The 19,931-nt window shown below is 69.5% G+C and carries 19 protein-coding genes; 6 read left to right on the top strand and 13 right to left on the bottom strand.

Going from position 1 to position 19,931, the window contains the following annotated elements; translation table 11 throughout:
• Nucleotides 1-71 precede the first annotated feature (71 nt).
• Nucleotides 72-1,034, top strand: a complete 963-nt coding sequence (locus FHW79_RS21985) for a replication initiator protein A (protein ID WP_014200239.1) — start codon at nucleotides 72-74, stop codon at nucleotides 1,032-1,034.
• 10 nt (nucleotides 1,035-1,044) lie between these two features.
• Here the strand turns inward: FHW79_RS21985 and FHW79_RS21980 are convergent, their stop codons facing one another.
• Nucleotides 1,045-1,926 carry a LysR family transcriptional regulator gene (locus tag FHW79_RS21980; protein ID WP_183180886.1) on the bottom strand — a complete coding sequence of 294 codons (882 nt, stop codon included), beginning with the start codon at nucleotides 1,924-1,926 and terminating at the stop codon, nucleotides 1,045-1,047.
• 114 nt (nucleotides 1,927-2,040) lie between these two features.
• Between FHW79_RS21980 and FHW79_RS21975 the strand changes: the two genes are divergently transcribed.
• On the top strand, nucleotides 2,041-3,081 hold the full coding sequence (locus tag FHW79_RS21975; protein ID WP_183180885.1) for a putative sulfate exporter family transporter: 1,041 nt from the start codon (nucleotides 2,041-2,043) through the stop codon (nucleotides 3,079-3,081).
• Here FHW79_RS21975 and FHW79_RS21970 read toward each other — a convergent pair.
• Both FHW79_RS21970 and FHW79_RS21965 read right to left on the bottom strand, forming a co-directional pair.
• Complete coding sequence (locus FHW79_RS21970) at nucleotides 3,074-3,304, bottom strand: Ada metal-binding domain-containing protein (protein WP_183180884.1); 231 nt, start codon at nucleotides 3,302-3,304, stop codon at nucleotides 3,074-3,076. The genes FHW79_RS21975 and FHW79_RS21970 overlap by 8 nt on opposite strands.
• A 160-nt stretch (nucleotides 3,305-3,464) precedes the next feature.
• Nucleotides 3,465-4,001: a hypothetical protein gene (locus FHW79_RS21965; RefSeq protein WP_183180883.1), complete on the bottom strand. Its 537-nt coding sequence runs from the start codon at nucleotides 3,999-4,001 to the stop codon at nucleotides 3,465-3,467.
• Between the two features lie 279 nt (nucleotides 4,002-4,280).
• On the opposite strand from FHW79_RS21965, the gene FHW79_RS21960 reads away from it, so the two are divergent.
• Entirely contained in the window at nucleotides 4,281-4,934 is a 654-nt protein-coding gene (locus tag FHW79_RS21960) for an HAD family phosphatase (protein WP_183180882.1), read from the top strand.
• 97 nt (nucleotides 4,935-5,031) lie between these two features.
• Nucleotides 5,032-5,229, top strand: coding sequence for a hypothetical protein (locus FHW79_RS21955; protein WP_035683083.1), 198 nt, complete (start codon nucleotides 5,032-5,034; stop codon nucleotides 5,227-5,229).
• Nucleotides 5,230-5,300: 71 nt separating this feature from the next.
• Here the strand turns inward: FHW79_RS21955 and FHW79_RS21950 are convergent, their stop codons facing one another.
• Nucleotides 5,301-6,374 (bottom strand): GNAT family N-acetyltransferase, encoded by a 1,074-nt coding sequence (locus tag FHW79_RS21950; RefSeq protein WP_247884531.1) that lies wholly within the window; start codon nucleotides 6,372-6,374, stop codon nucleotides 5,301-5,303.
• Between the two features lie 471 nt (nucleotides 6,375-6,845).
• Nucleotides 6,846-7,070, bottom strand: a complete 225-nt coding sequence (locus tag FHW79_RS21945; RefSeq protein ID WP_014200230.1) for a hypothetical protein — start codon at nucleotides 7,068-7,070, stop codon at nucleotides 6,846-6,848.
• Between the two features lie 179 nt (nucleotides 7,071-7,249).
• On the opposite strand from FHW79_RS21945, the gene FHW79_RS21940 reads away from it, so the two are divergent.
• Nucleotides 7,250-8,272 (top strand): AAA family ATPase, encoded by a 1,023-nt coding sequence (locus FHW79_RS21940; protein WP_183180880.1) that lies wholly within the window; start codon nucleotides 7,250-7,252, stop codon nucleotides 8,270-8,272.
• Entirely contained in the window at nucleotides 8,262-9,119 is an 858-nt protein-coding gene (locus tag FHW79_RS21935) for a ParB/RepB/Spo0J family partition protein (RefSeq protein WP_183180879.1), read from the top strand. Before FHW79_RS21940 ends, FHW79_RS21935 begins: the two co-directional genes overlap by 11 nt.
• A 261-nt stretch (nucleotides 9,120-9,380) precedes the next feature.
• Here the strand turns inward: FHW79_RS21935 and xsc are convergent, their stop codons facing one another.
• The 8 genes from xsc to FHW79_RS21895 form a co-directional block, all read right to left on the bottom strand.
• Nucleotides 9,381-11,156 carry a sulfoacetaldehyde acetyltransferase gene (xsc, locus tag FHW79_RS21930; RefSeq protein ID WP_183180878.1) on the bottom strand — a complete coding sequence of 592 codons (1,776 nt, stop codon included), beginning with the start codon at nucleotides 11,154-11,156 and terminating at the stop codon, nucleotides 9,381-9,383.
• A gap of 49 nt (nucleotides 11,157-11,205) precedes the next feature.
• Nucleotides 11,206-11,574: a hypothetical protein gene (locus FHW79_RS21925; protein ID WP_183180877.1), complete on the bottom strand. Its 369-nt coding sequence runs from the start codon at nucleotides 11,572-11,574 to the stop codon at nucleotides 11,206-11,208.
• A 52-nt stretch (nucleotides 11,575-11,626) separates the two neighbouring features.
• The gene (locus FHW79_RS21920) at nucleotides 11,627-12,592 is read right to left on the bottom strand and encodes a DmsC/YnfH family molybdoenzyme membrane anchor subunit (RefSeq protein ID WP_183180876.1); all 966 of its coding nucleotides are present in this window, start codon (nucleotides 12,590-12,592) and stop codon (nucleotides 11,627-11,629) included.
• A gap of 13 nt (nucleotides 12,593-12,605) precedes the next feature.
• Nucleotides 12,606-13,361 (bottom strand): 4Fe-4S dicluster domain-containing protein, encoded by a 756-nt coding sequence (locus FHW79_RS21915; RefSeq protein WP_183180875.1) that lies wholly within the window; start codon nucleotides 13,359-13,361, stop codon nucleotides 12,606-12,608.
• Nucleotides 13,358-16,354 (bottom strand): molybdopterin oxidoreductase family protein, encoded by a 2,997-nt coding sequence (locus tag FHW79_RS21910; RefSeq protein ID WP_183180874.1) that lies wholly within the window; start codon nucleotides 16,352-16,354, stop codon nucleotides 13,358-13,360. The genes FHW79_RS21915 and FHW79_RS21910 overlap by 4 nt, the downstream gene beginning before the upstream one ends.
• 103 nt (nucleotides 16,355-16,457) lie before the next feature.
• Nucleotides 16,458-17,366, bottom strand: a complete 909-nt coding sequence (locus FHW79_RS21905; RefSeq protein ID WP_183180873.1) for a CoA-binding protein — start codon at nucleotides 17,364-17,366, stop codon at nucleotides 16,458-16,460.
• Nucleotides 17,363-18,487 (bottom strand): ADP-forming succinate--CoA ligase subunit beta, encoded by a 1,125-nt coding sequence (sucC, locus tag FHW79_RS21900; protein WP_183180872.1) that lies wholly within the window; start codon nucleotides 18,485-18,487, stop codon nucleotides 17,363-17,365. The genes FHW79_RS21905 and sucC overlap by 4 nt, the downstream gene beginning before the upstream one ends.
• A gap of 11 nt (nucleotides 18,488-18,498) precedes the next feature.
• A complete protein-coding gene (locus FHW79_RS21895) occupies nucleotides 18,499-19,926 on the bottom strand; it encodes an aldehyde dehydrogenase family protein (protein ID WP_183180871.1) in 1,428 nt (475 codons plus the stop codon).
• Nucleotides 19,927-19,931: the final 5 nt, after the last annotated feature.

The raw sequence follows: 19,931 nt of genomic DNA, 5'->3' as shown, positions 1-19,931 counted from the left end.
TGTGGAACATGCGGGGCGTATCGGGAATCAATACCGTAACCGCCAGCGGCGGGGCCGGGGAGACGGGGTGCATGGACGACCACAACACCGACAAGGAAAACGCCGAACTGCTGGACCGCCCGGTCCAGTTGGCGCTGCGGCTGGATTCGCCGCTGCGCGGCGACGTGAACAACGACCGGGCCCTGATGGCCTATTCGCTGTTCGGCCTGTCGAAGGACAAGGTGGAAAGCCTTCCCACCTACGACGACGGCAAGGTGAAGATCGAGGTGCGCGCCCCGCGCGACGTCGGCGTTGCGACGATCTGGGACAAGTCGGTGCTGATCTACGCCGTCTCGCTGCTGCGCGAGAAGATGGCCGAGGGCAAGATGGGGCCGGAGGTGGGGAAGCTGCATTTCACCACCAGCGATCTCCAGCGCATCGTCGGCAAGACCGCCGGGGGCAGCGCCTACGACAAGATCGAAGGGGCGCTGGAGCGGCTGCAGGGCACCCAGATCAAGACCAACCTGGAGGCCGGGGGCGAGGGCGAAAGCGGCGCCTTCTCCTGGATCTCCGACTACAAGCTGCTCTATCGCCGCGGCAAGAAGGACGGCGAGCGGCAGGTGCGCGGTCTGACCCTGGTCCTGTCGAACTGGGTGGTGCGGGCGGCGCTGGGCAACAACCTGCTGACCTATTCGGAAGACTATTTCGCGCTGAAGCCCATCGAGAAGCGGCTCTACGAGATCGCCCGCGCCCATCTCGGCCACGGCAACGCCTTCTGGATGGCGCTGGAGCCGCTGCGCAAGCGGGTCGGCTCCGACAACGACCTGCGCAAGTTCAAGAACGCGCTCGGCCCGGTGCTTCAGGCCGACCGCATTCCCGGCTACGGCGTGCGCATCGTCGAGGCCGCGGAGTACAAGGAACTGATGACGGCGCGCGGCGCCTCGATCGCCCGCGTGCTGAACGCCGACCTGCCGGTGATCTTCTGGCGCAAGGACGCCGGCGAGCCGGAAAGCTGGATCGACATCCCCCGGGTCGAGTTCGACGAGGTGGTCTGACCACCCTCCCCTACTCCGCCAGCAGCCGATCGCGGAAGGTCCGGGCGGCGTGACTCAAGCCGCGCTCGCGGTGGCGCAGCAGGCGGAAGGGCCGTTCGGGCAGCGCGAAGGGAACGCGATGCAGGTGCCCGGCCGCCAGAGCGCCGCGCGCCACCAGATCGGACAGGGCGGTTGCCCCCGCCCCGGCCATGACCGCTGACAGCACCGCCTCGTTCGACGGCAGTTCCAGCGTCACCGGCAAGTCCTCCGGCGCCCTCCCCCGCCCGCGCAGCGCCTCCTCGAATTCGGAGCGGGTGCCCGATCCGGCCTCGCGCAGGACCCAGGGGGAGTGGTGCAGGTCTTCCACCGGAAGGTCGCTCCGCCCGCGCCAGGGGTGACCGTCGCCCACCAGCAGCAGCAGACGGTCGCCGGGCAGCCGGTCCTGGTCGAGCAGCGGGTCCGTCACCTCCCCTTCCACCAACCCCAGATCGGCGGCACCGTCCAGAACGGCCTTGGCGACTTGGGCGGTGTTGGCGGCCTTCACCGTGACGTCGACATCCGGATGGCGCTGGTGAAAGGCCACGAGCCGTTCGGGCAGCCAATAGCCGGTGATGGTCTGGCTGGCGTGGATGGCGATGCGCCCGCGCTTCAACGCCGACAGGTCGGCCAGCATGCGCTCCGCCGCCTCGGCACGGGCGAGCACCGCGACGGCCTCGTTCAGGAACAGGCGCCCGGCCTCCGTCAGCTCGATGCGGCGGCCCACCCGGTCGAACAGGCGGACGGCGTGCCGGGTCTCAAGGCTGGAGACGGCGGCGCTGACCGCTGACTGCGTCAGATTCAGGGAGGCGGCGGCCCGCGTCACATGCTGCTGCGTGGCGACCGCCACGAAGATGCGGAGCTGTTCGAGAGTCATCCGGTCCTCTGCCCCTTTAAACGTTCGTTTTTATCGAACGATTCGTCCACTATAATCTGTTGGAACGAACGGTCCAGAGGGCGCAGCTTCCCGGCATTGGAATTCGAGGACGCCATGCCGAACCACGCTCTTTCATCGCCCCGCGACACCCTGCGCACCCTATTGCCGGGAATTCTGCTTTGCTCCGGCGTGAGCGGCGCGGCGTTGGCCCTGCAAAGCCTGGAGGTGCGGGTCTTCGGGCAGGCTTGGCTGGAGGCGCTGGTCCTGGCGATCCTGATCGGGGTGGCCCTGCGCAGCGTCTGGACGCCAGGGCGGCGGTGGAAGGCGGGGACGGACTTCAGCGCCAAGACCCTGCTGGAGGTCGCGGTGCTGCTGCTGGGCGCCTCCATCGATCCGGAGACCATCCTGACCGCCGGGCCGGGGCTGGTGGCGGGGATCGCCGGGGTGGTCGCGCTGGCCCTGGCGGTCAGCTACGGCATCGGGCGCCTGCTGGGATTGCCGCCGCGCATGGCGGTGCTGGTCGCCTGCGGCAACTCCATCTGCGGCAACTCGGCCATCGCGGCGACGGCGCCGGTGATCGGGGCACACGGCGACGACGTGGCCGCGGCCATCGCCTTCACGGCGGTGCTGGGCGTTCTGGTGGTGCTGGGGCTGCCGTTGCTGGTGCCGTTGCTTGGGCTCAGCCCCATGCAGTATGGCGTGTTCGCCGGGCTGACCGTCTACGCGGTGCCGCAGATCCTGGCGGCGACGGCGCCGGTCGGCGCGCTGAGCGTCCAGGTCGGGACCCTGGTGAAGCTGCTGCGCGTGCTGATGCTGGGGCCGGTGGTGGTGGCGCTGGCCCTGATGGCGAAGCCGGAGGGGGAAGAACACAGCAGGACCCGCCCGCCCCTGCGCCGGCTGGTGCCCTGGTTCATCCTGGGCTTCCTGGCGCTTGCCGGGCTACGGGCGGCGGGGCTGATCCCGGACGCCGCCCTGGCGGCCAGCCAGACCGCGGCCGGCATCCTGACGGTGCTGTCGATGGCCGCGTTGGGGCTTGGGGTGGATGTGCGGATGCTGTCGCGGGCGGGCCTGCGCGTCACCGCGGCGGTGGTGCTGTCGCTGGCGGCGCTCGGCGCGATCGGGCTGGGTCTGATCCGGCTGTTGGGGATCATGTGAGCGTGGATGGCGGCGCGTTGGGGCGGCAGCGTTTGCAGGGGCGGAAGCCCGCCGCCTCCGCCGCCGCGGCATCGGGGTGGAACGCGACGTTTTCCCGCTTGGCCCGACGCGATGGGCAGGACGGCCGGCAATAGACGCCGGTGGTGCGCACCGCGTAGACGAAGCGCCCGTCACCGTCCCGGTCCCGGCGCGCCACCGCGCTCCACATCGCCTCCTCGTCCATGATGCCCTCCCGGTCCTGCTGCCGGGATCGTCGCGGATGCCGCGACGGAGGGCCACCCGTTTCCTGCGTCCCGCAAAAAAGACGACTGGCAAAAAAGACGGCCGGCAGAGGTCTGCCGGCCGCGAGGTTCGGGGAGGGAGGGATGCGAAGCGGGGGAGCCTTACTTCTGGATGCCGGTGACCTGCTGCTGGGCCTTGTTGCCGATGCCGGCGGCGAGGTTGGAGACGGTGCCGAGGTTCTGGTTGAACAGGGCACCCGGCGCGCCGAACTGCATCGCCTTGACCTGCTGCTGGGCGGTGTTGCCGATGCCGACCGCGCTGTTGCTGACGGTGCCGGCGTTGCTGTTGAAGCCACCCAGCGCGAAGGGCGTCTTCACCCCGCCGCCCATCCCGCCGGCCTGCACGCCAACCACCTGCTGCTTGGCCTTGTTGCCGACGCCGGCGGCGAGGTTGGAGACGTTGCCCAGGTTGGAGGCGGTGCCGAAGGGCCCGGCCAGCCCGCCGCCCGCCTGGACACCCATCACCTGCTGCTGCGCTTTGTTCTGGATGCCCGCGGCGGTGTTGGAGATGACGCCCAGGTTGCTGGCGTTGCCGAGCGGGATGCCGCCGGTCATCAGGTCGCCGGCGAAGGCCGGGCCAAAGGAGGCGGCGGAGCCCAGGACGGCGACGACGGCGGCGATCAGGGTGGTGCGGCGCATGGTGTGGTTCCTTCCGGTGTCTGGGGGAGTTGGTGTCTGGGGGCGTTGGCTGCCGGTTCCGTCTGCGTCGGGGCCCGGCCTGTTCGATGACCAGACACTACGCCCCGCCGCCCAACCCCGCTGTGGCCTGCGCCACACTGTGAGACAGCTTTTCCAAAAGGCTCTTTCTTCGGCCCGAACCGTTGAGGCACGGGGGATTTCCTGTACGATCCCCCGACGCCTTTTCCGGCACCCGCCCCTGTTCCGCGCGGGGCCACCACAACGATGCGAGACGGCGCAATGCTTCAGACACCCGACCGGCTGGACCCGGAGGTCGTGATCTTCGATTTCGACGGCGTCATCATCGACTCCGTGCCCACCAAGAACGGCGGCTTCGCCATCCTCTACGGCATCGACGATGCGGAGACGGAGGAGCGGATGCGCCAGACGATCTGGCGCAACGGCGGCCTCAGCCGCTTCAAGATGCTGGCGATCCTGGAACGGGAGATGTTCGGGCGCGACCCCGGCCCGGCGGAGATCGACGATCTGGCCCGCCGCTACGCCGAGATCGTCGATCCGCGCGTTCCCGACTGCGCGCTGATCGCCGGCGCGGAAACGGTGCTGGACCGATTGGACGGCACGCCCTGCCACCTCGTCTCGGGCACGCCGCACGAGGTGTTGATGGGAACGGTGCGCGCCAAGGGGTTGGAGCGGCATTTCCGCAGCATCACCGGCTCCCCCAACGTGAAGGCGGAGGTCTTCGCGCGCATCGTTGCGGCGGGCGGGCACGACCCGGCGCGGTCGCTCGCCATCGGCGACTCCCTGACCGAACTGGAGGCCGCCCGCAAGGCCGGCATGGGCTTCGTCGGCGTGGTGTCGGAAGGGCTGCCGAACCCCTTCCCGCCCGACGTGACGGTGGTCGGCGACCTGCACGGGCTCGCCCACCGACTCTGAGCGGGGGATTTGCGGGAAACGGTCGCGCTGGGGTATTGTTTATGGAGCCAACAATCCATAAATGATTATGGCATCCTATGACGAAAGGGAGGTCAGTATGCCCGTGCCGAAAGAGGCTGCCGAAGCCGCCCGTGACCGTTATCTGGCGATCCTCAGCGGGTACCCCGGCATGACCCGCGCCGAAGTCACGAAGCTGTCCGACGACTACGCCATCGCGGTCAATTTCGCGTCGGGCATCCCCGACGATCTTCCCAAGGATCTGGACGGTGTGCCGGTGATCGCACGCACCCAGTGACGCTTACCCGATGACACGCAAACGAAACGCCCGGTCCAAGCCATGGACCGGGCGTTTTGCGTGCGCGGCGCTTACGCCGGGTTGGAGGGGGTGGAAGCGTCGGCGCGCTCGGCCGGCCCCTTGTTCATGGCCATCGCCATCATCTGGCTGGCCTGCGCGGTGCAGGTCGCGGCGAGCGTGCGCACCGTCTGGCCGCCTTCGACGAGAAGCCGGCTGAGCATCGGGCCGGGCGCCTCGAAGGTGCCGATGAAGACCCGCTCCTCCTCCCCCTTGCCGGCGAAGCCGCGCTTGAACAGGTGGACGCCGGGGTTGGCCTGGGCATTGACGCCGTGCAGGTCGTAGCGCTTCCCGCCGTTTGCCTTCACCCACTGCATCGCCTTCCAATGGACGAGGAAGGCCGCGTTCAGCGGCAGTCCGGCCTCCGCGGTGGCCGAATTCTGCATCAGCGCGGTGTCGCCGAGCAGCGACACCACCACGCCGGCCACCGGCTCGCCGTTGTGGGAGGCCATCACGGCGTGCATCTTCATGCCGTCGGGCAGGGCGCGGTGAACCTTCGTCAGGGTGCGGCTGTCGAAGGCGCGGAAGCCCTTGCGGCGCTGCGTCTGGATGAACAGGTCGTCGATCGCGTCGAGGATCTCCGGCGAGGAGCCCTCGACGATCTCCAGCCCTGCCCCCTCGGCTTTGGCGAGGCCGCGCCGCCAGTGGCGGGACAGATCCTTGTGGATCGTCGCCTCGTCGCGGGTCAGGTCCATGATGAAGGTGCGGTAGGGGGCCTTGGCATCGCTGTGCCGCATCCCCAGCGCCTCCATGGCGGACAGCGCGCGGGCGCCCTCCCCTGCCCCGTCCTCGACGCGCGGCAGGACGCGCAGGAACAGGCCGCGCCGGACGCTGTACTCGGCCTTCATCGCTTCCATGATCGCCAGGAAGTCGGCCGGATCGGCTTGGCGGCCCTTGGGGCGCCACAGCGGTCCCCACATGACCAGCGCGATCCCACCGATGCCGGGCACCCGGCGGACCAGCAACTGCGCCGCGGCCACGGGCTGGCCGTCCCGGCGCAGCACGATGTGGCTGAGGTCGCGGCCGGGATGGGCGATGCGCCCGAAATCCCAGGTCTGGAAGATGTTGGCGTCGTCGAATCCGTTCATGACGGTGTACCAGCCGCCGCGGTCCATACGGTCGATTTCGACAGCCGGTGAAGCGTCCAGGCAATCGCCCCCAAATGCGTCGGTGTGAATCTGGCGTTTCCCCAGCGAAGTCACGTCGAGCCTCTCGCGTGGTTGGTCGAATGGGCGCAATCGGGGCGGACGTGGAACCTCGCCCGTCCCGCTTCCCTGGCCGGAGGCCAGAGCCGTCGCATCGTCGAAGGTCGAAGCTCCGCGGAAAGTTTTAGACAATTCACGCGCGGCCTACGGTCTTTGCGATCATCCACAAACAATAGGAGACGCACGGGAAAATCACACAAACCCTGATGGGTTCGCGCAAAATCCCACTGGATTATTCTCTGTGGCTAAGCGCTTTTTCTGGGGATTGTATGGGCTACGCCCGTATCGACAGCTACACCGCGGCGCAATAAGCCCAATTCGGCGCCGATCGAGTGGAAACCTGTGCTTCGGCGTTCAGAACATCGTCAATTGGATGATGCCGTCGGCGCGCGCGTGGCGTTCCGCCGCGTTGGCGGCGGCGTCCTGAGCGCCTTCCTGCGATTGGGCGATCCCGACGGCGATGCGCTCCCCGGCCACCGAGACGGTCCAGGTCCAGCGTCCATCGGTCCGCCACGACACGGCCAACTCGCAGCCATGCGCCTGACACACCAGTTGCCGCACCGACCAGTTCGCCGCCATTCGCGCAACCCCACAGCCCCGGCGCCGCCGCCGGCCCCGCATGCCTCAGTTATGCACCGGAGAGGCCATGTTCCGCCAGTGCCGGCTGCTCCGGGCCGTGGGTAGACACCCATTGCAGGGGTTGGGACGACTTGATAGCTTCCCAGACGACTCCGGCACAATGGGGCGACGAGGGGGCAATGACCGGCGACGATTTGAAGCTGCTGCGCGAGAGGCGCGGCCTCACCCAGACGCAAATGGCCGCGTTCGTGAACGAACTGACCGGCCGCCGCTATGACAAGCAGAGGCTGAGCAAATGGGAGACGGGGCGCGAGCCCCTGCCCCGCGACGTGCTGGGCCGTCTGCTGTTGCTGTCCCTGGAGCAGCCGGCGACCGCGACGCCGCGGGCCGGCACGACCATCGCCGTCGGCCTGCAAAAGGGCGGCACGGCCAAGACGGCGACCTCGATCAACGTCGCCTTCATGCTGGCCCGGTCCGGCAACCGCGTGTTGCTGGTGGACGCCGATCCGCAGGGCAACGCCACGGTCCATGTCGGCGTGCCGCAAACCGACGTGGTGGCGCTGACCGAGCAGGGCAGGGTGCTTTACCACGCGCTGATGGGCAAGGCGAAGCTGACCGAGGTCATCCGCCCGACCAGCGTGGAAGGGCTGGACGTCGTGCCGTCGAGCATCGCGCTCGCCAGCGCCGACACGGAACTGCCCGGCAACCTGACCAACGCCCAGACCGCCATGGCGGAGATGCTGGACGCGGTGCGGGGCGAGTATGATTTCATCCTGATCGACTGCGCGCCGAACCTGGGGGCGGTCACCATCAACGCGCTGACCGCGGCGGACTATGTGCTGATCCCCTGCCAAGCGGAGCCGCACGCCATCCTGGGCGTGAACGCCTTCCTGGACACGGTGACGAAGATCCAGCGGCGGTTGAACCCGAACCTGCGGATTCTGGGCGTGCTGCCGACCATGCTGAATCCCCGCCAGACCCAGGACCGCTCCTCGCTGGACGATATCGGCCGGCTGTGGGGAGAGGATTATCGGGTCTTCCCGCCGGTGCCGCGCGCGACGATCTACGCGCAGGCCGCCGGGGCCAACGTCATCACGCTGGACGCCGACATCGGCGCGCCGGGTGTGGAAAGTTACGCCGCCATTGCCGGTGCCCTTCTGAAGGCCACCGGACGCATCCGGGAGTCGTCCGATGCCGCCTAAGAAGCTGACCCGCCAGACCGCCGCCACGGTCCTGCAAGCGAAGACCGCCGCCCCGGCCCTGGAGACCGACCGGCTGTTCGGGCTGACCGGCGCCCTGCCCCGGCTGATCGAGGCCGACGTCGCCGCCATCCGCACCGACCCCAACCAGCCACGCACCGTCTTCGACGAAACCGCGTTGGCCTCGCTCGCCGCCTCCATCGAGCGGCACGGGCTTCAGCAGCCGGTGCTGGTGCAGGAGACGGTGGAGAAGGGCGTCTACCGCCTCGTGGCGGGTGAACGCCGCCTGCGCGCCCACCAGATGCTCGGCCGCCCGACCATCGCCGCGATCATCACCAAGGGCAAGGCGGAGGAGATCGCGCTGATCGAGAATGTCCAGCGTGTGGACCTGGACGCCATCGATCTGGCCCGCGGCCTGACCCAGCTCATCGACAGCCACGGCTACGCCCAGGCGGAGGTCGCCGCGGTGCTCGGCTGTTCCGAGGCCGAAGTGTCGAAGCGGCTGAAAGTTCTAGACCTGCCCGTTGACATCCTCCGCGAGTATCGGGAAAACCCCGACGCGGTGTCCCGCTCCGCCCTGGTCGAGCTGGCCTTCGTCGGCGACGAGGGGGAGGTGCGGCGGCTGTGGCAGTCGGCGCGCACCGGCGGTCTGACGGTGCAGTCGGTGCGCGCGGCGCGGGCGTCCAAGGCGCCGGGCTCGGTGGAGCCGATGCGTGTGCTCGGCCGCTCGATCAACCGCATCGAGAAGGAGCTGAAGGCCATCGACGCGGTCAGCACCGCGATGCAGAAAGAGCATCGGGAGCTGCTGCGGGACCTGCGGATGCGCATTGACGATCTGTTGGGGGAGTGAAGGGTTTCGAAATCGAAAGCGTCTTTAGGTTGTGATGTTTTATGAACAAAGCAACTTATAGGGGCTTTCGAAGTCGAAACGTGGAATGCCCCAGGGCGTCAATTTTGGGCAGTATTGCCCCCACCCCAACCCTCCCCCGCTGCGCAGGGGAGGGGGCAAAAAAAGTTCCCTCCCCTGCGTTAGCGGGGGAGGGTTGGGGTGGGGGCAAAGCCCTCGACAACTCATGCAACAAGCACCGCGTGAACGGCGCTGTGCTTCGCCTTACACGGCCTGCTGCGGGCGCATGTCCGACGGGTCGATGCCGGCAACCGCCACCGGCTTCTTCATCGCGTCGCGGCGGAACGGCTCGCCCAGTTCCTGGTTCAGGATGACCTCGACGAAGGTGGTGATGCCGCGGCCCTGGTCCTCGATGGCCTGGCGCAGGGCGGCGGTCACCTCGTCCTGGGTGCGCGCGGTGACGCCCTTAAGGCCGCAACCCTCGGCCACCTTGGCGTAACTGAGTTTGGGGTTCAGCTCCGTGCCGACGAAGTTGTTGTCGTACCACAGCGTCGTGTTGCGCTTCTCCGCTCCCCACTGGAAATTCCGGAAGATCACCATGGTGACCGCCGGCCATCCCTCGCGCCCGATGGAGGACATCTCGTTCATCGAGATGCCGAAGGCGCCGTCACCGGCGAAGCCGACCACCGGCGTGTTCGGGCAGCCGATCTTCGCGCCGACGATCGACGGGAAGCCGTAGCCGCAGGGGCCGAACATGCCCGGTGCCAGATACTTCCGCCCCTCCTCGAAGGTGGGGTAGGCGTTGCCGATGGCGCAGTTGTTGCCGATGTCGGTGGAGAGGATGGCGTCCGCCGGCAAGGCCGCCTGGATGGCCCGCCACGCCTGCCGCGGTGACATGCGGTCGGACTCGCGCTCGCGCGCCTCGGCGTTCCAGCTCGTTCCGGGATCGTCCTCCTCATGGTCGAGCGAGGACAGGAGCTGAAGCCACGCCGATTTGGTCTGGTGGATCAAGGCGCGGCGCTCCAGCCTGCCCGCGTCTCCGGCGCCGGGGGCGAGCTGCGCCAGGATCTGCTGGGCCACTTGGCGGGCGTCTCCGCAGATGCCGACCGAGACCTTCTTGGTCAGGCCGATGCGGTCGGGGTTGATGTCCACCTGGATGATCTGCGCGCCCTTCGGCCAATAGTCGATTCCGTAGCCGGGCAGGGTGGAGAAGGGGTTGAGCCGGGTGCCGAGCGCCAGCACGACGTCGGCCTTGGCGATCAGCTCCATCGCCGCCTTGGACCCGTTGTAGCCGAGCGGCCCGACCGACAGCGGGTGGCTGCCGGGGAAGGCGTCGTTGTGCTGGTAGCCGCAGCAGACCGGCGCGTCCAGCCGCTCCGCCAGCGCGATGCTGTCCGGAATGGCCCCGCCGATCACCACCCCGGCGCCGTTCAGGATGACCGGGAATTTCGCCTCCGACAGCAGGCGGGCCGCCTCGGCGATGGCCTGCCGCCCGCCCGCCGGGCGCTCCAGCCGGACGATCTGCGGCAGTTCGACGTCGATGACCTGGGTCCAGAAATCACGCGGCACGTTGATCTGCGCCGGGGCGCAGCCGCGCCACGCCTTCTCGATGACGCGGTTCAGCACCTCGGCCATGCGGCTGGGATCGCGCACCTCCTCCTGGTAGCAGACCATCTCTCGGAACATGGCCATCTGCTCGACCTCCTGGAAACCGCCCTGGCCGATGGTCTTGTTGGCGGCCTGCGGCGTCACCAGCAGCATCGGCGTGTGGTTCCAGTAGGCGGTCTTGATCGAGGTGACGAAGCCGGTCACGCCGGGTCCGTTCTGGGCGATGGCCATGGCCATTTCCCCAGTGACGCGGCTGTAGCCGTCGCAGATCAGGGCGGCGTTGGTTTCGTGCGCGCAGTCCCAGAACCGGATGCCGGCCTTGGGGAAGAGGTCGGAGACCGGCATCATGGCCGATCCGATGATCCCGAAGGCGTGGCGGATGCCGTGCATCTGAAGGACCTTCACGAACGCTTCCTCGGTGGTCATTTTCATGGTGCGCATCCTCGTTTCATGGATGGGATGAAGGGGAAGGGCGGGGCGGTCAGCCGGCGATCACGCGCGGCATGGCCCGCTCGCCGGGGCCGGGAAGAATGGCGGGCCGGTGCACGGCGATCAGAGGGGCGTAGCCGTCGGCCCCCTCCGGCATCGGCATGGCGAACCAGCGGTAATGGCGCCCGCTCCAGACGAGAAGCCCTTGACTCAGGCCTTGTCCGTCCACCGCGAAGCGGTCGAGAAGGTGCCCCGCGAGGCCGGCGGACAGCGGTTCGTAGACGATGCCCGGACCGGAGCGGAAGCCCACGCGGGGGCATGAGGGCGAGCCGCAGATGTAGAGGCTCCGAGCGTCCATCGCCTTGGCGCGGGTCATGAAGAGGGCCAGGGCGGAGCCGTGATCGATGTGGTCCTGCAACATGTCTGCTCCTTTCCCGATGGAGGGGTGAAGAGGCGGGGCCAGAGTGGCGGGCTTAGGTTTCCCCGGCGCCGTAGAAGAGGGTTACCGTGTGCTTCGCCTCGGCGAAGAAGAGCCAGCGCTCGGCGATCACCCCCAGGGCGGCGGCGGCGGCGGCCAGCAGCGCCAGCGTGCCGGACAGGGCGCCGGGACCGGCGACCAGCGCGCCGAGGCTCAGCGCCGCCGGCAGGGCGAAGGCGGCGAGGCGGGTGATGAAGCGCAGGCGGGCGGCGTGGCGGCGCCCGACGCGGAAACCCATTTCCTTGAGCAGGTAGTTGTCCTCGCTGTGGGGGGCGTCGAGCAGGCGGACCCGCCCGATGTGACCCAGCCCGGTTGCCGTCTCCGCCGTGCTGACGGGGCGGGTGGTGGCGCAGTGCCGCCAGTGCCCCTCCTTCACCGACCAGGCCAGCGCCACCGACGCCAGCGCCAGCAGGGAGGACCAGCCCGCCGCCTGTCCCGCCGCGCCGAGCAGCGCGTTCAGCAGCAGCGCCCCGGTCATCAGCGACAGCGCCAAGTACGTGCGCGGCACCCAGGGGTTGGCCCATTGGCGGATCGGCTTCAGCGAGGCGTAGATCATCGCCGTGCAATAGACGGTGACCGCCGCCATCGCCGCGGTGATCCAGCCGGCAACGCCTGCCACGCCGCTGCCGCTGCCCTCATCGCCGGTCGCCAGGACGATCCAGGCGATGGCGAAGACGCCCGCCGGCAGGAAGGTGGCGACCGCCGCCACGCCTTCGCGCGACAGCCAGGAACTGCGCCATTGCGACAGCGCCCGCCACGCCCGCTCCGGCCGGCCGAGATGGGCCAGAGAGGACAGCAGCCCGGCGACCACCAGACCCAGGGCGAGGGCGAGGGCGGCGAGGCCGAACAGCGGGCTCGCCGGCAGCAGGCCGAGCGGCGCCAGCAGGCCGAGCAGGGCGAGCAGGCCGTAGCCGGCGCCCGCCGCGCTGGTGAAGAAGATGATGGAGAAGGCCGGATGCATGGAACTCCCTCCTTCAGCGCGCCAGGATGCGGTCGGCCCATTTCAGCAGGCCGTGGAGCGGCAGATCGTCGTTGGCGCTGTCCCTGGTGACGCGCTCGTCGAGCGCCAGGGTCGGGCGGGGCCGGGGCGGCAGGTACTTGTTGGTCGGTTCGTAACCCAGCTCCGGCATCAGGTCGTAGCCGCCGCGCTCCGCCACCAGCTTCGAGACGGCGGAGGAGGGGTCGGCGAGGTCGCCGAAATGCCGGGCGGAGGTCGGGCAGACCATGACGCAGGCCGGCACCCGCTCCGATTCCGCCAGCGTCTCGTTGTGGATGCGGTCGATGCACAGCGTGCATTTCTTCATCACGCCGACGTCCTGGTCGAACTCCCGCGCGCCGTAGGGGCAGGCCCAGGAGCACAGCTTGCAACCGATGCACAAATCCTCGTTGACCAGCACGATGCCGTCCTCGGCCCGCTTGTAGGAGGCGCCGGTCGGGCAGACGGTCACGCAGGCCGGCTGTTCGCAATGCAGGCAGGAGCGCGGGAAGTTGGTGGTGCGCGACCCGCAGCCGCCTTGCTCGGAGCCGGCCTCGAAGCTGTGGATGCGGTTGAACCACACCCCGTCCGGCCCGGCGCCGTAGGCGTCGGTGTCGGTCAGCGGCGCCATATGGCCGCCGTCGTTCCACTGCTTGCAGGCGACCGCGCAGGCGTGGCAGCCGACGCAGGTGTCGAGGTCGATGACCAGCCCCAGCCGGGGGGCGCCTGGTTCGCGGTTGGGAAGGCTCGTCATGCGCGGGTCCTCCGAGACGTGGGCCGGAATACGGCGCCGGTGCGCAGGATGGCGGGCGGCGGCTCGACGCCCGGCGGCATGGCCTGGGCGGGGAAGCGCGGCATCGTCTCGGCCCGCTCCTTGGGTGGGGCCTTCTCGACGCGGACGCGCAGGTCGTACCAGGCGGCCTGTCCGGTCACCGGGTCGGCGTTGGAATGGCGGTAGCCGTTGCGCTCCGGCAGCAGTTCCGAGATCAGGTGGTTGAGCAGGAAGCCCTTGGTCCCCTCCGGCGCGTCGGTGGACAGGTTCCAGGCGCCGGAGCGCTTGCCGATGGCGTTCCAGGTCCACACCGTCCCGGCCTCCACCCCGTCCATCAGCTGGACCGGCACCCGGATGCGCCCGGTCGGGCTGGTCACCCAGGCCCAGTCGCCGTCGGCGAGGCCGAGTTGCTCCGCGGTGGACCGCGCGATGTAGAGGCTGTTGCGCGCCAGGATCTGCCGCAGCCAGGCGTTCTGCGAGCCCCAGGAATGGTACATGGGCATCGGGCGCTGGGTGACCGCGTGCAGCGGGAAGGCGCCCTCGTCCAGCCCCTCCTCCTCCAGCGGCGGGTACCAGAAGGGCAAGGGATCGAAGTAGGTCTCCACCCGCTGCCGCTTGTCGGCGGGCGGCACCACCGCGCCGTGACCGCGCGCGGCGAGGCGGAATTTCTGCAGCGGCTCGACGTAGAGCTGGAGGATCACCGGCTCCGGCTTGTCGAGGAAGCCCATGCGGGTGGCGGTTTCCAGATAGGCCTGGTTGGCGTGCTTGAAATAGTGCTGCTCCGGCGGCAGCTCGAAATGCCAGAAGCAGCCGTTGCGGACGTAGCGGTCGAGCTGGTCCGGGTTTGGCGCGCCCTTGCCGGCGTCCTTGCCGTCGGCGCCGCGCCAGCCGGCCAGAGGACCGATGCCGGGCTTGCGCTCGTGGTTGGTCATGTAGTCGGGGTAGCCGCCGGGGTAGCGCGGGCTGCCGTCCTCGCGGACGAAGGCGGGCAGGCCGAGCCGGGCGCCCAGCTCGATCAGCACGTCCTGGAAGGGCCGCACGTCGCGGTCGGGGGTCAGCACCGGCTGGCGGATGGAATCGCCGGGGCCGTGCGCGCTGCCGATCGGGCGGTCGAGCAGGGAGATGCAGTCCCACCGCTCCAGATAGGTGGTGTCGGCCAGAACGAGGTCGGCGTAGGCCACCATCTCCGAGGCGTAGGCGTCGCAATAGACGATGAAGGGGATGCGGTGCTCGCCGGTGTCCGGGTCCTTGTCGGACAGCATCCGCATCGTCTCGGACGTGTTCATCGACGAGTTCCAGGCCATGTTGGCCATGTACATGAACAGCGTGTCGACGCGGTACGGGTCGCCCTCCCAGGCGTTGGCGACCACCATGTGCATCAGGCCGTGCACCGACAGCGGCGCGTCCCAGCTGAAGGCCTTGTCGATGCGCAGCGGCTGCCCGTCCTCGCCGACCAGCAGGTCCTCCGGCCCCATGGGGTAGCCGAGCGGCATCCCGTGGATGGCCTTGCCGGGGCCGGTCTCGCCGCGCTTGCCGGCGGGCTTGGGACCCGGCGGGGCGGGGCGGGGGTAGGGCGACTTGTAGCGCCAGCCGCCCGGCACGTCGATGGTGCCCAGCAGGATTTGCAGGATGTGGATGGCCCGGCAGGTGTGGAAGCCGTTGGAATGGGCGGAGATGCCGCGCATGGCGTGCATGGCGATGGGCCGCCCGACCATCCGCTCGTGGCGCCGCCCGGCCCAGTCGGTCCAGGGCTGCTCGATGGTCAGCGTCTCCTGGAAGGCGAGGTGGGCCATCTCGGCGGCGATGCGGCGGATGGTGTCGGCGGGCACACCGCAGCGCTCGGCCACCGCCTCCGGCGCGTGCTGGGGGTCGAGGTAGCGTTCGGCCAGCAGATGGAAGGAAGGCACGGCCCGCCGCCCGTCCGGCAGGGTGACGGCGCCGACCAGCGCTGGGCGGATGCCGGCCTGCGTGGCTGGAACGGCGCGCTGCTCCACCGCGTCCCAGGCCAGCGGGGCGCCGTCGGCGTCGCGAGCGAACAGACCGTCGTCGGGGGCGCCGGGGTCCTGGATCACCAGCCAGGGGGCGTTGGTGTAGCGGACCAGATACTCGGCGTCGATGCGGTCGGCGCGCAGCAGCTCGTGGATCAGGGCGAAGACGAACAGCCCGTCGCTTCCCGGACGGATGCCGACCCATTCGTCGGCGATGGCGGAATAGCCGGTCTTGATCGGGTTGACGGAGACGATCTTGGCGCCGCGCGCCTTCATCTTCGACAGGCCGATCTTGATCGGGTTGCTGTCATGGTCCTCGGCCACGCCGAACAGCAGCAGGTATCGGGTGTGGTCCCAGTCCGGCTCCCCGAACTCCCAGAAGCTGCCGCCCAGCGTGTACATGCCCGCCGCCGCCATGTTGACGGAGCAGAAGCCGCCGTGCGCCGCGAAGTTGGGCGTGCCGAACTGCGCCGCCCAGAAGCCGGTCAGCGACTGGCTCTGGTCGCGCCCGGTGAAGAAGGCGAGCTTGCTGGGGTCGCTGTCGCGGATCTTGCCCAGACGCTCGGTCAGGATGGTCAGCGCCTCGTCCCACTCGATCTCGCGGAACTCGCCGGTGCCGCGCTCCCCGGTGCGCAGCAGGGGCTTGCGCAGCTTGGCCGGGGAGTTCTGGGTCATGATGCCGGCGGACCCCTTGGCGCAGATCACGCCGTGGTTCACCGGATGGTCCTTGTTCCCTTCGATGAAGCGGAGCTGGCCGTCCTTGATGTGCACTTTGATGCCGCAGCGGCAGGCGCACATGTAGCAGGTGGTGTATTTGACCGTGTCGGAGACGGTCGGCGAGGGGTCGATGTCCTCGCGCGGCGACTGGTAGCGGTCGAGCCAGCCGCGCGCGTCCTCGGGCGCCGCCGGCCCGCTCCTTCGCTGGAAGCCTTGGGTGAAGGCGAACCCGCGCGCACGCTGGCCGCCGACGTCGTCGATCTTCGCCATCCTGTTCCGTTCCCTTCCGGAATGCCTCCCCCGTTCCCTCCCGGCGGGGGCCGGGAGAGGGGGCGGTGCTGCCGTGCCATTCTTCAAAAGGGCGGCTGAGCGGTCAGTCCGCGAGCCGCTGCGCGCCCGACCGTTTCGCGGCCTCGGCCATCAGCGCGTCGAGGGCCGCCGGCAGGTCGCCGGGCACGTCCACCACCACGGCCCCGGCGCGTTCCAGCGCGCCGCGCTTGGAGGCGTGGCTGCCGCGGTCGCCGGTCACGATGGCCCCGGCGTGGCCCATCTTCTTGCCGGGCGGGGAGGCGCGGCCGGCGATGAAGGAGACGACGGGCTTGTCCGTCTTCGCCACCAGCTCCGCCGCCTCCTCCTCCATGCTGCCGCCGATCTCGCCGACCAGCGCGATGGCGTCGGTGCCGGGATCGTCGATCAGGACGGCCAGCGCGTCCTTGGTCGTGGTGCCGATCATCGGGTCGCCGCCGATGCCGAGGAAGGCCGACTGGCCATGGCCACCGCGCACGAGATTCAGGCAGACCAGCGTGCCCAGGCTGCCGCTGCGCGAGATGACGCCGACCCGGCCCGGCTGGAAGACGCGCGGGTTGAAGGCGGGCATGATGCCGACGAAGCCCTCGCCCGGAGTCACGATGCCGGCGGTGTTCGGGCCGATGATGCGGGTGCCATGCTCCGCCGCCGCGGCGTGCATCTCCATCACGTCGTGCGACGGGATGTGCTCGGTCAGGCAGACGACGGTCTTCGCCCCGGCCTCGATGGCGTCGATGGCGGCGGCCTTGGCGGCGGCGGGCGGGATGAACATCACCGACACGTCGAAGCCGCCGTTCGCCATGGCCTCCTTCGCGGTGGCGAAGATGGGCACGCCGCAATGGCTCTGCCCGGCCTTCTTCGGGTTCACGCCGCCGACCACGGTGGTGCCGTAGGCCTGCATCTGCTCGGTCCAGAAGGTGCCCTGCTTGCCGGTGATGCCCTGCACCAGGACCCGGTCGCTCTTGCGTACGATCATCGCGCGGCCTCCACGGCTGCCGAGATGGCGTCTTCCATCCGGTCGTAGGGTTCGATCCCCAATTCCTCCCGCACCATGCGCACGGCCTCGTCCTCGCCGGTGCCGTGGATGGAGAAGAAGACGGGGATGGTGGGGTTCAGCGTCTTCCAGGCCTGGATCACGCCGCCGGCCATCACGTCGGTGCGGGCGAAGGCGCCGCAGAAATTGACGACGAGGCTTTTGACGCCGGGGTTGGACAGCACGAGGTCCAGCGCCTCCGTCCCCTTGGTGTAGGCCTCGCCGCCGATCTCCAGGAAGTTGGCGGGGCGACCACCGGCGTGGCTGACCACGTCCATGGTCGTCATGGTCAGCCCGGCGCCGTTCGCCAGGACGCCAACGTTGCCCTCCAGCTCGATGTATTTGAGGTCGAGCGCCCGCCCGCGCTCCTCCAGCGCCGACAGCGGCTCCTTGGCGCCCAGCCCGGCGATGTCGGCCTGCCGGTAGAGCGCGGCGTCGTCCACCGTCAGCTTGCAGTCCAGCGGCACGACGCGGCCGTCGGCGAGCAGGGCCAGCGGGTTGATCTCCAGCAGTTCGGCGTCGTGCTGGCGGTAGACGCGGTAGAGATCGACCAGCATCGCCGCCACTGGCACGGCGGCCTCGCCGAGATCCAGCCCCAGCAGCAGGCGGCGCGCGTCCGCCGGGCCGAAGCCCTTGCGGATGTCCACCGCCATGCGGCGCAGGGATTCGGGGCGGGTCGCCGCGACCTCCTCGATGTCCATGCCGCCCTCGGTGGAGAACAGCACGAGCGGGCTGCGGCTGGCCGGGTCGTTCAGCACCGCGGCGTAGAATTCGCGGGCGATGGCCGCTTGCTCCTCGACCAGCACGCGGGCGACCGGAAAGCCGCCGATCTCCATGCCCAGGATGGCCTGCGCCGCAGTGGCGGCCTCCTCCGGCGTGGCGGCCAGCTTGACGCCGCCCGATTTGCCGCGCTTGCCGGCCGGCACCTGCGCCTTGACCACCACCGGCCCGATGGCGCGGGCGGCGTCCTCCGCCTCCTGCGCGCTGGCGCAGAGGCGCCCCTGCGGGACGCTCACCCCGGCGCGGGCGAGCACGGATTTTCCAGCCTGTTCCTCGAAGTTCATCGTCGCCTCCGTCAGCGTCCGTGGCGGGACCAGAAGGGGCCGAACAGGGCCTCTTCGCTCGGCTTGTCCTCCGGGATCGGGCGGACGAGGTGGGTGATGTTGACGAAATGCTTCCAGTTCAGGTTCTCGGAGATGGAGTTCTTCTGCCAGCTCCCGCAGCCCATGGAGAGGGTGAAGTTCAGCCCGCTGTCGAAGCCGCCGCCGTTGCCGAAGGTGTGGGCGAAGTTGACCAGCACGCGCACCACGTCCAGCTCGTCGGCCAGCCGCTTGGCGTGCGCCTCGTCCCGCGTGTGGATGCCGCAGGAATGGCCGCGCCCCTGGTGGTCGAGGATCCGGCGCACCTGATCGACCGCCGCGTCGAAGTCCGGCACGCGGTAGACCGCCAGCACCAGCGACAGCTTCTCGCCGGAGAAGGGATGCGCCTTGCCGACGCCCGTCTCCTCGACCAGGAAGAAGCGGGACTCGCGCGCCTTGGGCGCCAGTTCGAACGCCTCGGCGAGGATGGCGGCGTCCTTGGCGATCAGCTTGCGGTTCAGCTTGCCGTTCTCCCACAGGCGGGACTGCACGCGCTCCCGCTCCTCCGCGGTGCAGAGATAGGCGCCGGCCTCCCCCAGCGCGGCGATGGTCGCGTCGTAGACGGAGTCGAGAACGACCAGCGCGTTCTCCGACGAGCAGGAGGTGGAGTTGTCGAAGGTCTTCGACGCGCAGATCTTGCGCGCCGCGTCGGCCAGATCAGCGCTTTCGTCCACGATGACCGGCACGTTGCCGGCCCCGACGCCGATGGCCGGGGTGCCGCTGGAGTAGGCGCGGCGCACGTTGTCCTGCGAGCCGGTGACGACGACCAGATCGACCGCCTCCATCAGCGCCTGGGTCAGGCCCTTGGTGATGGGGGTGGGGATCATCTGCACCAGATCCTCCGGCGCGCCGATGCGCGCCAGCTCGGCCCGCATCAGCTCGACCGTGCGGCCGGTGGCGGCGGAGCCCATGGGGGAGGGGGCGATGATGATGGCGTTGCGGCCCTTGACGGCCATCATCGCCTTGTTGACCGGCGTCGCCGCCGGGTTGGTGGAGGGGGTGACGGCGCCGACGACGCCCAGCGGCTTGGCGATCTTGACGATGCCCTTGGCGGTGTCCTCCTCGATCACACCGACGGTGCGCACCCGCATCAGGTCGCGCAGCGTGCCGAAGGTCTTGCGCTGGTTCTTGGTGATCTTGTCCGTGACGTTGCCGAGACCGGTGTCGGCCACCGCCAGCTCCGCCAGGGCGCGGGCGCGGCCCGGCTCGTAGATGGCCCAGGCGAGGGCGGCGACGGCGTCGTCCACCCGCTCCTGCGTCGCGTCGGCGAAGGCGCGCTGGGCGGCGCGGGCGCGGGCGACGAGGGCGGCGACGGCCTCCTGGTCGGCGCTGGCCGGCGTTCGGTCGAGCATGATGTTGTCCATGGTTG

This window comes from Azospirillum sp. OGB3 (genome assembly GCF_014192915.1).
Taxonomy (GTDB): domain Bacteria; phylum Pseudomonadota; class Alphaproteobacteria; order Azospirillales; family Azospirillaceae; genus Azospirillum.
Note: the sequence above shows the minus strand (reverse complement) of the source record. Positions and strands in the feature narration are given on the sequence as shown.

Bases quoted from the DNA above. Each gene is read 5' to 3' on its own strand.
- FHW79_RS21925 (WP_183180877.1), bottom strand. From the start codon at position 11,574: ATGTTGCAGGACCACATCGATCACGGCTCCGCCCTGGCCCTCTTCATG.
- FHW79_RS21895 (WP_183180871.1), bottom strand. From the start codon at position 19,926: ATGGACAACATCATGCTCGACCGAACGCCGGCCAGCGCCGACCAGGAG.
- FHW79_RS21965 (WP_183180883.1), bottom strand. From the start codon at position 4,001: ATGCGCCGCACCACCCTGATCGCCGCCGTCGTCGCCGTCCTGGGCTCC.
- FHW79_RS21945 (WP_014200230.1), bottom strand. From the start codon at position 7,070: ATGGCGGCGAACTGGTCGGTGCGGCAACTGGTGTGTCAGGCGCATGGC.
- FHW79_RS21915 (WP_183180875.1), bottom strand. From the start codon at position 13,361: ATGACGAGCCTTCCCAACCGCGAACCAGGCGCCCCCCGGCTGGGGCTG.
- FHW79_RS21910 (WP_183180874.1), bottom strand. From the start codon at position 16,354: ATGGCGAAGATCGACGACGTCGGCGGCCAGCGTGCGCGCGGGTTCGCC.
- FHW79_RS21970 (WP_183180884.1), bottom strand. From the start codon at position 3,304: ATGGACGAGGAGGCGATGTGGAGCGCGGTGGCGCGCCGGGACCGGGAC.
- FHW79_RS21980 (WP_183180886.1), bottom strand. From the start codon at position 1,926: ATGACTCTCGAACAGCTCCGCATCTTCGTGGCGGTCGCCACGCAGCAG.
- FHW79_RS21975 (WP_183180885.1), top strand. From the start codon at position 2,041: ATGCCGAACCACGCTCTTTCATCGCCCCGCGACACCCTGCGCACCCTA.
- FHW79_RS21950 (WP_247884531.1), bottom strand. From the start codon at position 6,374: ATGAACGGATTCGACGACGCCAACATCTTCCAGACCTGGGATTTCGGG.
- sucC (WP_183180872.1), bottom strand. From the start codon at position 18,487: ATGAACTTCGAGGAACAGGCTGGAAAATCCGTGCTCGCCCGCGCCGGG.
- FHW79_RS21905 (WP_183180873.1), bottom strand. From the start codon at position 17,366: ATGATCGTACGCAAGAGCGACCGGGTCCTGGTGCAGGGCATCACCGGC.
- FHW79_RS21940 (WP_183180880.1), top strand. From the start codon at position 7,250: ATGACCGGCGACGATTTGAAGCTGCTGCGCGAGAGGCGCGGCCTCACC.
- FHW79_RS21955 (WP_035683083.1), top strand. From the start codon at position 5,032: ATGCCCGTGCCGAAAGAGGCTGCCGAAGCCGCCCGTGACCGTTATCTG.
- FHW79_RS21985 (WP_014200239.1), top strand. From the start codon at position 72: ATGGACGACCACAACACCGACAAGGAAAACGCCGAACTGCTGGACCGC.
- FHW79_RS21935 (WP_183180879.1), top strand. From the start codon at position 8,262: ATGCCGCCTAAGAAGCTGACCCGCCAGACCGCCGCCACGGTCCTGCAA.
- FHW79_RS21920 (WP_183180876.1), bottom strand. From the start codon at position 12,592: ATGCATCCGGCCTTCTCCATCATCTTCTTCACCAGCGCGGCGGGCGCC.
- FHW79_RS21960 (WP_183180882.1), top strand. From the start codon at position 4,281: ATGCTTCAGACACCCGACCGGCTGGACCCGGAGGTCGTGATCTTCGAT.
- xsc (WP_183180878.1), bottom strand. From the start codon at position 11,156: ATGAAAATGACCACCGAGGAAGCGTTCGTGAAGGTCCTTCAGATGCAC.